General features: G+C 37.5%; 10 protein-coding genes. 2 read left to right on the plus strand and 8 right to left on the minus strand.

Annotated features, from left to right (window positions below):
* Nucleotides 1-102: 102 nt before the first annotated feature.
* From arsS to BUA60_RS02315, 8 genes are all read right to left on the minus strand, one after another.
* Complete coding sequence (arsS, locus tag BUA60_RS02280) at nt 103-1,158, minus strand: arsenosugar biosynthesis radical SAM (seleno)protein ArsS (RefSeq protein ID WP_072860115.1); 1,056 nt, start codon at nt 1,156-1,158, stop codon at nt 103-105.
* A 25-nt stretch (nt 1,159-1,183) separates the two neighbouring features.
* A complete protein-coding gene (locus BUA60_RS02285; protein WP_072860116.1) occupies nt 1,184-1,519 on the minus strand; it encodes an arsenosugar biosynthesis-associated peroxidase-like protein in 336 nt (111 codons plus the stop codon).
* Between the two features lie 200 nt (nt 1,520-1,719).
* On the minus strand, nt 1,720-2,415 hold the full coding sequence (locus BUA60_RS02290; RefSeq protein ID WP_072860117.1) for a TIGR04282 family arsenosugar biosynthesis glycosyltransferase: 696 nt from the start codon (nt 2,413-2,415) through the stop codon (nt 1,720-1,722).
* A 775-nt stretch (nt 2,416-3,190) separates the two neighbouring features.
* Nucleotides 3,191-3,700, minus strand: a complete 510-nt coding sequence (locus tag BUA60_RS02295) for an OmpH/Skp family outer membrane protein (protein ID WP_072860118.1) — start codon at nt 3,698-3,700, stop codon at nt 3,191-3,193.
* Between the two features lie 296 nt (nt 3,701-3,996).
* The gene (locus BUA60_RS02300; protein WP_072860119.1) at nt 3,997-4,827 is read right to left on the minus strand and encodes a class I SAM-dependent methyltransferase; all 831 of its coding nucleotides are present in this window, start codon (nt 4,825-4,827) and stop codon (nt 3,997-3,999) included.
* A 647-nt stretch (nt 4,828-5,474) separates the two neighbouring features.
* Complete coding sequence (mnmG, locus tag BUA60_RS02305; RefSeq protein WP_072860120.1) at nt 5,475-7,343, minus strand: tRNA uridine-5-carboxymethylaminomethyl(34) synthesis enzyme MnmG; 1,869 nt, start codon at nt 7,341-7,343, stop codon at nt 5,475-5,477.
* A 5-nt stretch (nt 7,344-7,348) separates the two neighbouring features.
* Nucleotides 7,349-7,768: an rRNA maturation RNase YbeY gene (ybeY, locus tag BUA60_RS02310; protein ID WP_072860121.1), complete on the minus strand. Its 420-nt coding sequence runs from the start codon at nt 7,766-7,768 to the stop codon at nt 7,349-7,351.
* Complete coding sequence (locus tag BUA60_RS02315; RefSeq protein ID WP_072860122.1) at nt 7,761-11,216, minus strand: hypothetical protein; 3,456 nt, start codon at nt 11,214-11,216, stop codon at nt 7,761-7,763. The genes ybeY and BUA60_RS02315 overlap by 8 nt, the downstream gene beginning before the upstream one ends.
* A 110-nt stretch (nt 11,217-11,326) precedes the next feature.
* On the opposite strand from BUA60_RS02315, the gene gltX reads away from it, so the two are divergent.
* Nucleotides 11,327-12,838: a glutamate--tRNA ligase gene (gene gltX, locus BUA60_RS02320; protein WP_072860123.1), complete on the plus strand. Its 1,512-nt coding sequence runs from the start codon at nt 11,327-11,329 to the stop codon at nt 12,836-12,838.
* A 152-nt stretch (nt 12,839-12,990) separates the two neighbouring features.
* Nucleotides 12,991-13,920 carry an SPFH domain-containing protein gene (locus BUA60_RS02325; protein ID WP_031446110.1) on the plus strand — a complete coding sequence of 310 codons (930 nt, stop codon included), beginning with the start codon at nt 12,991-12,993 and terminating at the stop codon, nt 13,918-13,920.
* Nucleotides 13,921-13,980: the final 60 nt, after the last annotated feature.

Below are 13,980 nucleotides of genomic sequence, written 5' to 3' on the forward strand. Positions count from 1 at the left end.
AAAAAACTATAGTTAAGCCCATTTTTAAAACCCAACAAACCAATTGGTCCTTTCACCTCCAATTTGCAAGGAACCTTTTTGGCACAATATTAAAAAACGATTTTAGGTTACCGACCCCTGACAACTACTACCCGCTCCTGCCGTACAACCAAAACAATGCTGCGAAACTATAATGTTCCTATCTGTAAGAACCTCCTCGTTATAATCCTTAATATGTTTGATCTTACTGGCCACTTTAAGCCCTAACATCTGATTGAAGTCGCAATCATACAACCATCCATCCCAACTCACCGAAATAGTATTGGTACACATAACATTTTCCACGGCGGAAGGGTTATACGCCTCGACTAGGGAATACATATAATCTTCATAATTCCCCGAAGCCATCAAATAATCCAAAAAACGGGCTATTGGCAAGTTTGTAATGGCAAAGAGATTATGGAATTGAATTTCAAAATCTTCCATCAGTGCCTTTTTAAAATCGCGCTCCAGTGCTGATTGGTCTCCTGGTAAAAAAGCGCCAGAGGGATTATAGACTAGATCCAATCTCAACGAACTATCCGGCATACCATAGCCAACGGCGTTCAGTTCCTGAAGTGCTTTGATCGACTTGTCGAACACTCCTTCTCCCCGCTGTTTGTCCGTTTTGCCACGGGTGTAATGAGGCATGGACGAAATAACATGGATATTATACTTTTTAAAAAACTCCGGAAGATCATAATATTTCTTGTTGGCCCTAATGATGGTAAGGTTGGAACGCACAATAAAATCCTGTACCCCTGCTCTGGCAGCCTCTTCCACAAACCACCTAAAATTAGGATTCATCTCCGGGGCACCTCCTGTTAGGTCTAAAGTATGGGCACCCGTATTGCGGATGACCTCCAGGCATTGCTCCATGGTTTCCCTAGTCATTATTTCCTTTCTATCGGGACCTGCATCCACATGACAGTGTTCACAAACCTGATTGCACATATACCCAACATTGATCTGTAGAATTTCCAATTTTTTTGGGCGCAATGGAAACTGCCCTATTTGGGCAATTTTATCCTTAAAATAGGGTAATTCCCCATTTTCAAAAATACCGCTTTCAAGGATTTCCAATTGTTTATTATCTGTGACAAGGGCATTGTGCCTTGCCTTTAAAGATTTTGTTGCCATTCTTACATAGTATTAAAGCACTTTTTTACATGGAAAGCTTATTGTACTTATTCATCATTTGAACTCCATGTACTAAGGTTGCGCCACTTTCAATGGCCGCACCTGCATGTACCGCTTCCATCATCTCCTCCTTGGTTATCCCTTTTTGCAGACCGTCTTTAGTATAGGCATCAATACAATAGGGACACTTAACCACATGGGCCACTGCCAAAGCAATTAAGGATTTTTCCCTAGCACTAAGGGCTCCTTCTTCAAATACCTTTCCGTAGTAATCAAAGAACTTGGTCCCAAGTTCCTCGCTCCATTCGGTTATATTTCCAAACTTGCGTAAATCTGCCGGGTCATAATAAGAATCTGCCATGATATATATTTTAAATAGTTACTTTAGAAAACCTAGGTTTTGTTGGTTTCCTCTATTAATAATTTATTTTATCCCATATCTTAATGGTAAAACCTTGATCAGGGCAGCAAGCCACTATTCCGGGGTAATGTCCGGCTACTAAGATTTTTTAGGGTATGGGAGAAGAATGTTATGGAAACGGATTTCCTTAACCAAACTAGTTAATGAAGTGGAAAGGGGGAACCCTTATTAAAATAAGTGTTGTTAAAGTTAAACACTGAAGGAACAAAACCCTGAACAATAATTTCTCTAAATGGTGCAACCAAGGAGAGGATTAGTAGAAATATCTTTTTGGAAGTATCTTTTAACCCTTTTAAAACCCTCTGTAAATCCTCGCTAGTATCCAAGTCCAACAAGACACGAAGTTGAATTACATCTACCTTGGAGGCTTCAATTAGTATGGTTATTTTTTTTGTAAGTGTATTTGTTTTCCATGGTAGTTCAATAAAAGCCCTAACATCAAATTGGGATTTATGGAGTCCCATTAAATAAAAACCACCATCCCTGGAAGGCCCCAAAACAGCTTTCTTAGCTTGAAGCAGCCTAGACGCTTTAATGATATCGGAGGATTTTAATTGGGGGGTATCGTTCCCTATGGTAATAACATTATCATATCCCTTATCGAAAATGGATTTGATTGCATTTACAAACCTTTCCCCAAAAGAATTTCCATATTGCTCCTTTTCGGTAATAAGAAAATGGGGAAGTCCTGTTTTTTTTGCCGTATTTATTGAATGTTCCGTTAAGCTTTGAAATAATACACCACCCTTGGGCATACGCTTATGTTTCAATTCCTCCTTGGAGGAATTGGCAAAAATCAGAATTGCGTTACTATTTATTCTACAATGTTCCTGCATTAATACTAAAGTTGCATAATCTTAGCTAAAAACCTACACCTTTGCTTAGTCGATGAACATACAATTTCATTACGGCAAGCATGAAATCGGATCTTCCTTTTATTCAAAATTAAACTAATAAGTCGGTTATCTATCCCGAATAGTAGACTTTCCAATCAAAAAATGCACGTAAAGTGACCAATACCATCGCTGAAAATCCATAAATGAACTCCTGTGACCTTGTAAATAAATAAAACCGACTTAAGGGTAGGTGATTGAATTGGATTTTATAGGATATAATGCCTGAACCATGCATATACTTCGGCTAAATAGAATATACACAACTCTATAAAAAACTAACTGATTAACTGCCTATGCAGCATTCATTGACCAAAGCAATTAAGGGAGAACCTAGTTTTAATTTTTAGGAAAATCCAGAAATAAAATTCAATATCCCTATTTACCTCGGTTTGAAAATAGACACTTCCTACAGAAATGAAATAAGAGTATATAATTAAATGAATATTCATTTTTACGGGATTATTAATAAATCCGAATATGGAATCAGCCCGTGGAGCGTTTTAAAGATAATCCTTCTTACCCGCTACAGAATAGATAAACGAATCCCCAAGAGATTGCTACCTATACAACACTAATATTGCACCACACAATATGGCGGCATATCTAAAAATGATTCATAATGGAAAACGTAACTTACAAATCAAAAAAAAACCTTCGAAGTTTAATTCGAAGGTTTTTTTAAATATAATTCCTTATGTATAGCACCTCTAATACTTTACTCCTTTTTGTATTTATCGTTTAAAATTTTAACGATAGCATCCGTAACGTTATGTGCCTCTTTACCGTAAAGCACACTTCCACCGTCTCCACCGGTTAAAATAAAGGAATAACCATTTGATTCTCCAAAAGCCTTAATTTCCTTTTTTACCTTGGATACCAAACTATCCATCTCCGTTTGCCCCTGCATCTGCAATTGCTGTTCCTCCTGCTGCAACTGTTGCCCTATAAACTGACTGCGTTGCTGTAATTGACCGTATTCCTCTTGAGCCTTGGCCTGTGCCATTTTTTGGGCCTTTGCCTGAAAAGCCTGCGCCTCTATCTGAAAGGCCTGGGATATACTGTCCCTCTTTTTACCAAAAGCGTCACTCCTTGTTTTGAATTTAGCCTCAATATCCACTTTCTCCTGATAAGTGTCCATTAACTTCACATTATCCACAAAAGCTATTTTTTCTTGCTGGCAAGATATTGCTCCAATGAATACCAACGCCAAAACTAATTTTTTCATTTTCTCTTTAGTTTAAATTTGGGCAAAAATAGAAAAGCTTTTTTACAATAAGAGAAAAATTACTATTATTCATAATAGTAACCCCTTAATTCAAATACCCCACCAAATACTCATTTCAACAGATAAAACCACTGCATATTTATACGATAATTTAAATTGATTATAAAAACTAAAACAATCAAAAATAACTATTCTATCGGCCCTCTTAAATTGGCCAGAAAAAGCATTTCTCAAAGGCCTAATGCCATTTATCGTTTGGGTAGTACAACTGCTCTTAAAAGTCTTTAAAATGTGTTTTAGCGCCTTTTAATCACATAAATCAAGGAAGAATACTCCTTAGATCTCAAAGCACGGAGATTGGAGATTAATCCAATTAAAAAGGCCTTTATAAAGTTTTGTTTGCTATTCTTATATTTTTCGGAAAGAAGAGCAACATAGAAGGCGTCAAAAAACATGGGCTTGGTCCGTACCAATTTCATTCCATATTTTCCAAAGATATTTTGAATACTCTTTTGGGAAAAATGCCAAAGATGTCTTGGCACATCAAAAGCCGCCCAAAACTCTTTATAGTATTCGGCGTCATAAGATTTAAAGTTGGGAACCGCAATAACTAAGGTTCCGGATTCAGTTAGGAGTCCGACCAATTTGGAAACCTGAGATTCTAGATTAGGTAAATGTTCCAAAACATGCCAAAGGGTTATAACCTCAAATTTTTGACCCATTGGTAAAGTGTTTAAATCATCTAAAAGCATAACACCCTTTTCCTCTGCTTTAAGCCTTGCCAAACCATTAGGTTCAATACCGTAAATTTTCCAGCCATCATGTTTTGCTCTTACCAAAAAATCTCCAGTACCGGCTCCTACATCCAAAATTGTTTTATCCGTACTCGCATAGGAATTAATTAGCGAAAGCTTACTTTTAAGATTGTAACCTTTTACCGTATGATACATTTTATCCACCAAGGACTTCTTGGCATCGGTATGGGAAATATAATCTTCGCTTTCATAATACCGCCCAAGATTATCAGGTTGTGGTTCTGTAATCAACATATCCAAAACCGGATCATGCAACAATTTAAACGACTCTCCAGTGAGGGTATAATCCTTGGTTTCCAAATAAAGCTTCATAATTCTGTTAGGCCGATAATAATTATTTTAATAAGCAACGAAGATACTTCAAAACCGTAGTCTATAAAAGTGAATCGCCAGGAAGATTTTAGTTATTATAACTGCACTACCCTAACCCAAAAAAATGTTGATTAACTTCCATTTAAAACAAACTTTATAACTAAAATTTTCGATCCTAAATAGTCTAAAGGTGAAAACAAATTTAAAATCAACTTGGTCCGAAAAGTTTCCAAAAGATTTAAAAAATATCAAATTCATATTCTCTCTTTCTTGCTTCAAATAACATTAATATGACCACAACATAAATTTTAAACCTCTAAAAATAATAGTACAAATAAATTAATTACACGTATAAATCTGCAACCCCTAAATGTCATTTTTACGAGCTAATCCCAAGTCAGAAAATACAAATAATAGCATGATCGTACTTAGATATTTCTGAGGTAATATTCAACAGTAGCTTTAGCCTTTAATTAATTTTCTTAGCCCAAACAGCATATACCATAGAAGCACAAAAAAAAGGTGCTTGGCAATTTATCTTGACAAACACCTCTCTGTAAAACCAAATCTTTAGTTCCCTAAATAGTCATTAAAACGCATGAAATTAACCCATGTTCCACGTGGAACATATAGTATTCAATCCAAATTTATCGTCCCATATAGACCAGCAATACACTAATATCGCTTGGAGAAACCCCACTAATTCTAGAGGCCTGGGATATAGTTACAGGCTGTATTGCCTTTAGCTTTTCCCTAGCTTCATAAGAAAGTGATTTAAGCTTACTGTAGTCAAATCCCTTGGGAATTTTAATATTCTCAAGCCGCTGTAGCTTATCGGCATTATTCTTTTCCTTGGCGATATAACCCGAATATTTAACCTGAATTTCCGCCTGCTCCAATATCTCCCTATCCAAATTATTCTCCGAAACAAAGGCCGAAACCTCCTCCAATTGCAACATATGATCCATAGTTACTCTAGGTCTAGAAAACACCTTAAACATCTTGTCGGGTTGCCTAACTTTAGAGGAATCTACACTCTCTAAAATAGGATTAATATCATCTGGCTTAAAACTTGTTTCCCGGAAAAATTCAATAAAAGCATTGGACTTTCTCTCCTTCTCCTCCATTTTATCCAGCCTATCTTTTTTAGCCAATCCCATCTCATAACTCCTGGGCGTAAGTCTCAAATCGGCATTATCCTGACGTAAAAGAGTTCTGTATTCCGCCCTGGAAGTAAACATCCTATAAGGCTCCTCAGTACCCTTGGTTATAAGATCATCAACCAAAACTCCAATATAAGCCTCGTCTCTATTTAGAATAAAAGATTCCTTATCGTTGATTTTTAAATGTGCATTTATTCCCGCCATTAAACCTTGTGAGGCAGCCTCCTCATAGCCCGTTGTTCCATTAATCTGACCGGCAAAATACAAGTTATCTATAAGTTTGGTTTCTAATGTATGCTTCAACTGTGTAGGCGGAAAATAGTCATATTCGATGGCATAACCCGGTCTAAAGAATTTTACATTCTCAAAACCCTTGACAGATTTCAAAGCTTTGTACTGAACATCCTCTGGCAAGGAAGTAGAAAATCCATTAACGTAGACCTCCACGGTATTCCACCCCTCCGGCTCTACAAAAAGTTGATGACTATCCTTATCAGCAAACCTATTGATTTTATCTTCAATAGAAGGACAATATCTAGGCCCCAAACTCTTAATTCTTCCATTGAACATAGGGGAGCGATCAAAACCTTCCCTTAGCAAATCATGAACCAAAAGACTAGTATGGGTCATATAACAATCCCTCTGATGGGTCAAAGCCTTGGTGTCGGAATATGAAAATTTCTCAGGAACCACATCACCAGGTTGTGGGATCATAACAGAATAATCCAAGGAACGACCATCTACACGCGGAGGTGTACCAGTCTTCATTCTACCACTTTCAAAACCCAATTCCACTAATTGTTCTGTAATGCCAGTAGCGGCCTTTTCACCAGCCCTTCCCCCACCAAACTGTTTGTCCCCAATGTGAATTAATCCATTTAAGAAGGTACCGTTGGTTAGCACTACAGATCTTGATCTAATATCTAATCCAAGAGAAGTCTTCACCCCTACGGCACGACCATTTTCTACCAATAGACCAGACACCATTTCCTGATAAAAATCCACATTTGGAGTATTCTCCAAAGCCATGCGCCATTCCTCAGCAAACCGCATCCTATCATTTTGAGTCCTAGGACTCCACATGGCTGGACCTTTACTTTTATTGAGCATCTTAAACTGTATGGCACTCTTGTCACTAACAATTCCACTATATCCACCAAGAGCATCTATTTCCCGAACAATCTGTCCCTTAGCAATTCCGCCCATGGCAGGATTACAGGACATCTGTCCAATGGTCTGTAAGTTCATTGTAACCAATAAGGTCTTAGAACCCAAATTGGCAGAAGCAGCAGCAGCTTCCGCTCCAGCATGACCAGCTCCAACCACTATAACATCGTATTCCTTTTCAAACATAATTTTCAATGTTCCACGTGGAACAATTTAATTTTTTCATCTTCCTTTAACCTCATTTGCACGGTCTCCTCTTCGCTTTTATCGCCATATCCCAAAAGGTGAAGAACCCCATGCGCCATAACTCTCTTTAATTCCAAGTAAAATTCAACACCAAAATCCATTGCATTTTCCTTCACTCGTTCTACAGATATAAAAATATCACCAGCTATACCACTCATATCCTCATAAGGGAAAGTAATAATATCCGTGTAGGTATCATGATCAAGATAGTCCTGATTTATCTTTAGCAGATACTCATCATCACAAAATATAAAATCCAATTGGCTATAAACCTTATCCTCGGAAAAGATTATCCTACTAATCCAATCGGTAAACTTGGCTTCATCATCAATACTAAAATCTGTTTCGTAATGGAAATCAATCATCAATCCTAAAATATTCTTTCACCCTTATTTGAAAATTTTGCTGCAAAGGTAATGCTTGTCTATTTAAAATCTCCACATCATTACGATAATTATCTAATATTGAGGGCCTAGTAAGAATAGGATTCTCAAAGAAATTACCATTACTCTTGCTTTCCCTCTCCTTGGACTTACCCTGCTTAATGGCGGCATTATCCAACTTCAACATTTCCCTATTAATATTGTTCATCTTATTAATAGTTTGCTGGGTAATGCCATTTCTTAATAAATCATTTTGAAAATCCTCCATCTGCTTCACCAATTTTTCACCCAGCTTACGATCATCGTTATTGATAAGGTTCTTTAATTGATCCTCAAATTGTTCACGCAATAGTTGTTGTTCTTTGTAAATCTCATATAATTCATTTAGTTCCTCTTCACTAGGCCCCGACTGACTGCCACCAGAACCACCCTCGCTTCCACCTCCGGTACCCTGGCCGGTTTCAGATCCTTGCCCTTCCTTAGAACCCTTCCCCTTGCCATTAGCGCCTTCTTTACCATTATCTCCTGCCCCTCCATCACCATCTTTACCATCATTTCCATTCTTCCCAGAATTACCTTCTTCTCCTTTGCCTTTCTTTCCCTCGCCAGAACTACCGCCTTCAGAGCCCTTTTTTCCCATCTCTCCCAATTTCTCACCCAACTTTTCCTGGCCCAAAATAATATCCGGTAATTGAAAACCTTCTCCCTCCCCCTTACCCATACTTGGACTCATACTCTGCTGTAAGTTCTCCAAAACATTGGCCAAAAAATCGTTTAGATTATTAGCTGCGTTGAGAACATATTTTTGATAAGAAGCTCCTTGATACATTTCACTCTCCGCCATACTCTCCAAAGCTTTATCCAAATTATAATATACTTCTGTAATTTGTTCATTTACGAATTCTGAGAGTTCAGCCTGTCTCAAGGATAAAGCAAACAAACTATCATCTACATGTTTGAACAATTCCCTTAATTCTTGTTGTCTTTTAATACCTGCACTGTTAACCGTGCCTGACAATTCCGTTTGACCCAAAGTCTTATACAATCCTTCCTGTTTAAAAGAAAAAGTGATCAAATTATCCAACAATTGCCTTAACATCTCTGCATCTTCCGCAGTAGAAGAACCCCCTCCTCCACCAGAATTAGCCGCCAATAAATCGTCCGCTAGTTCTTTCATCTTTTTTGCAGCCGACTTTTGTTTAGACTTAGCTTTATCAGATGTAGACTTATCGCCTTTAGGTTGCTTGGAAATTTCTTCCATAGCACCACGTTGATCCTTCTTAATATCCTCCATCTTACCCATATCAACCTTTAAGTCAATAGGTTTCTTAAGACTAGCAATATCCTTCAACAATTCATCTACCTCTTTACTTATCTCTTCAAATTTAGAACCTAAACTATCTTGTTCCTTTTGCTGTTCATCTAAACCCACATCCTTATCTACCAAAGCCTCTTGTTCCTTGGACAATTTCATCAAATTGTCACTTAACTGATCCGCCTTTTGTTGAATATAATATCGCTTGGTAAGCTCCAATAACTGTTCTAAATTACGATCTGCATTTCTTTGCTTCTTACCTAGTTCCTCCAACCGCTTAGCCAATTCATCCTTGTCCAACTTCTCTGCCAACTTATTCAGCTCCTCCAACAACCTTTCATTCTTCTTAGCCTCCAATTCCTGCCTTTCCAAACGTTCTTCTAGAAGTTTCTTTAATTTACTATCTTCCTCGGACTTCTTAAGATTATCCTTCAATTGCCCACTGAATTTTTTCATTAAATCCTCCTGCACCTCCTGCTGCTTTAAAAAATCCTTGATCCTATTTTGATCTGAAAAACTAAGTACACTATTTTCCCTGTCCTGCCTATTAATCTCCTTTAAATTTTCCTGCTGTTCCTTTGACATTTCCAAAGATTTGTCCAGATTCTTGAGAATAGACTTTTGAAACACTAATTCCCTGTATTTCAGTTGATTATCGCTCAGGAAAACCGAACTAAAGACTTGACTCTTAGTAACCTTTCCATTATGAATGGCATCATTATCCACAACTTCAAAATAGAAATCATAAACCTCACCTTCCTCCAAATCCAAACCAGAAGGAAAGGTGTAATAAAACTTATTATAATTCACATTTGGATTGGACAACACCAAAACCTTTTTATTCTCCTGACCTTTCTTAAAATAGATCAATCTAACAGTATTCAACCTATAATCATCTGTCGCCTCCCCTATATAATATGACAGATTAGGATTTAAGGAATCTAGAACCTGCTCTACCCGTAAACTTGGAAATGCATCCCTTATAACATTAAAGCGATAACCCAACTTTTCATAGCTAGTCACATTTACATTAGAAATGGACAATTCATAGTCCAAATCAGAATAAACCCGCTTTCTAAAATTAAAAATGTCCCCCACCCTTTGAAACTTCTGAATACTATCCCCTACATTAAAAAGAACCTCATCCGTAGTCCGGGTCTTCATCCTCCATGAAACACTTGTTCCTTCAGGAAAAACGGCATTACCAGTACTTTTAATTACCTCATCCTCCCTTTCAGTGTAATCCGGATAGTCCAAAAACATTTCAAAATCAACTATACTTGGAGCCGAGAGTACATTTAAAAAATAATCTTTTGACCTAAACCCATTAGATACAAAATAGAAGGAAGTACTCTTTAAAGGACGGGTAAATTCGTATTGGTACAGCCCCTCTTTGAATTGCAAAAGGAACTCCTTACCATCTACCACAATGGAAACACTTTCCGGTTTAACCCGCCCTTCCGTTGTTAACGAAACCGTTAAGGATTTGCCCTCAAGTACATCCAAACTAGAAGTCAATAATCTAAAGGTAAAAGGAGCGGGCGGCTCATAGGCCAAATCGTAATTAACAACCCTTTTATAAGAACTGAAATAGGAAACCACATCCCCAGATATCCATATTATAGCGAAAATAAAAAGAGGTAATAATAAATATTTGGCGTATCCTATATTTTCCTTAAGATCAATAGCCTTTACGAAAGGAACAACACTCAAATCCATAGATCTTTGTTGAATACTGGCCAACAGCAATTCCGACTTAGAATTACTTTCGGCTAAATCCAATAGGTTAAAAAGCTTATCCTCCACCTCTGGAAAATGTTTGCCAATAAGAAGAGAGGCTTCCTTATTACTTAAGCCCCGCTTCCATCTTAATAAGAAAGATAAAGGAGTAATAATAAATTTCCACAACAAGTACAATTCAACACCAACAAATAGCACTAAAAGCAGCAATCTCCCAGTAGAACTCAACCACAAAAAATACTCTATTCCAACAACCGCAAAAAAGAAAAGCAACCCAAAAGCTAAAAAAAGTAGTAACCCCTTAAGCAACATCTTGGTATAGAACTTTGCAATAAAGGCATTAAGCTTATATAATATTTTATTATAATTATCCAAAATAGATCATTTTATAACCAAGGTACGAAAAAGCCACCTAGTCCCAAAGCACTCAAAACCGAATCCCAAAATAGAACGCTTTATGTATCTTTGCGCAAAAATAATACTTCATGACCAAGAAAGTAAGAGTTCGCTTTGCTCCCAGTCCAACAGGACCTCTACATATTGGCGGTGTTAGAACCGCCTTATTCAATTATTTGTACGCCAAAAAGCATAAGGGCGACTTTATTCTAAGAATTGAGGATACCGATCAAAATAGGTATGTAGAAGGGGCAGAACAATATATAATAGACGCCTTAAATTGGTGTAATATACCTTACGATGAAGGCCCAGGAAAAGATGGTGGATATGGCCCCTACAGGCAAAGCGAAAGAAAAGAGCTATATCAAAAATATGCGGATAGCCTTATCCAAAAGGGCCATGCCTATTACGCCTTCGATACCAGTGAAAAACTGGATTTTCATAGAAAAGACCATGAAGAAAAGGGAAAAACCTTCATATACAATTATCACAATAGGTTAAAGCTTTCCAATTCATTGTCCTTAAGTCCAGAGGAAACTAAAGCCAAACTACAAGCCGGGGAAGAATATGTAATAAGATTTAAAACACCTCAGGACTCAGAATTACATTTAACCGATCTTATAAGGGGCGATATTAAAATAGATACCAACACTTTGGATGATAAGGTGTTGTTTAAAAGCGACGGGATGCCCACCTACCACTTGGCCAATATAGTGGATGACCATTTAATGGACATTACCCATGTTATTCGCGGAGAAGAATGGTTACCTTCTTTGGCACTACACCAGCAACTATACGATGCCTTTGGTTGGGAGGCCCCAAAATTTGCCCATTTGCCCCTAATCATGAAACCAGTGGGCAAAGGAAAACTTAGCAAAAGGGATGGGGAGAAAATGGGATTTCCGGTATTTCCGCTTACATGGAACGATTCCATAGGATATAGGGAAGCAGGGTATTTTCCTGAAGCTGTTACCAACTTCTTGGCCCTATTGGGCTGGAATCCAGGTACGGAACAGGAAATATTTTCCTTAGAAGAACTAATTTCCACCTTTAGCTTGGAGAGGGTCAACAAATCAGGAGCACGCTTTGATCCAGACAAAACCAAATGGTATAATCAGCACTATATGCAAATTCAGGACAATACAGTACTTGCCAATGCTTTTATGCTGAACTTGAAAACTAAAGGGACAACCCTCCCAAACGATAAAAATAATGCCGAATATGTAAAACAAGTGATTGCCCTAATTAAAGAACGTGCCACCTTTGTAAACGATTTTTGGGAATTGGGAAATTACTTCTTATTAGCTCCAAGTGAATATGATGAAAAAGCAGTTAAAAAGCAATGGAAAGATGATACTGCAAGTATTATGGGCCAATTGCTTTCCCTTTTGGAGGGGTTGGAGGACTTTGGGTCCCAAAACCTTGAAACCCAGGTAAAACAATGGATTACAGAAAATGAGCTGTCCTTTGGAAAAGTAATGCCCCCGCTCAGACTGGTCATTGTTGGCGAAATGAAAGGACCCCATATTTTCGACATTATGGCCCTAATAGGAAAAAAAGATTGTATCAATAGAATTAAAACAGCCATCACAGTGCTTTAAAATAAACGATACAGTAATCTGCCCAATATATTTAGTAAATAAGTAGAGTACTATTTTAGTGTATATCATCAGATTTGTAACATATTTGCCAAAATTGCAACATATCAACAAAGTCTTTTGTAAATTCATTAGCTAATCTTAAACACTAAATCATGGGTTCATTTTTACTGATACCGTTATTACTTATCGGTTTTGTTATTCTATTTTCTTCCTTCTTTACGGTAAAACAACAAACAGCTGTTATCATCGAGCGCTTTGGTAAATTCAATAGCGTGAGAACTTCCGGTTTAGGCATGAAAATTCCGCTGGTAGACCGCATTGTAGCCCGTGTTGGGCTTAAAATTCAACAATTGGATGTGATTGTTGAGACCAAAACTTTGGACGATGTATTTGTAAAACTTAAAATATCCGTCCAATATGTTGTTCTTAAGAACAAAGTATATGAAGCCTTTTATCAATTGGAATATCCTCATGATCAAATAACCTCCTACGTCTTCGATGTTGTCCGTGCGGAAGTTCCCAAAATGAAGCTGGATGATGTTTTCGTAAAAAAAGATGATATCGCCATAGCTGTAAAAACAGAGCTTCAAGATGCCATGTTGGATTATGGTTATGATATTATAAAGACTTTGGTAACGGATATTGACCCGGATGCTCAGGTAAAAGAAGCCATGAACCGTATTAATGCCTCCGAAAGGGAAAAAATTGCAGCACAGTTTGAAGGTGATGCGGCACGTATCCTAATCGTTGAAAAGGCAAAGGCCGAAGCTGAAAGCAAAAGATTGCAAGGACAAGGAATTGCGGATCAACGTAGGGAAATTGCACGTGGACTGGAGGAATCTGTAGAAGTACTGAACAAAGTGGGTATAAACTCCCAAGAAGCCTCTGCCCTAATAGTAGTTACACAGCATTATGATACACTGCAATCTATTGGGGAAGCTACCAACACCAATTTAATACTGTTACCCAATTCGCCACAGGCGGGAAGCGACATGCTAAACAATATGGTAGCCTCCTTTACGGCCAGTAACATGATTGGGGAATCAATGAAAACGCAAAACAAAAAGAAAGACCCCAAATAGTATAAATAGACTAACACATCAATAAAAAAACCTTTTACAATTTGTATAATACAAGTCGTA

Source organism: Arenibacter palladensis (assembly GCF_900129275.1).
Taxonomy (GTDB): domain Bacteria; phylum Bacteroidota; class Bacteroidia; order Flavobacteriales; family Flavobacteriaceae; genus Arenibacter; species Arenibacter palladensis.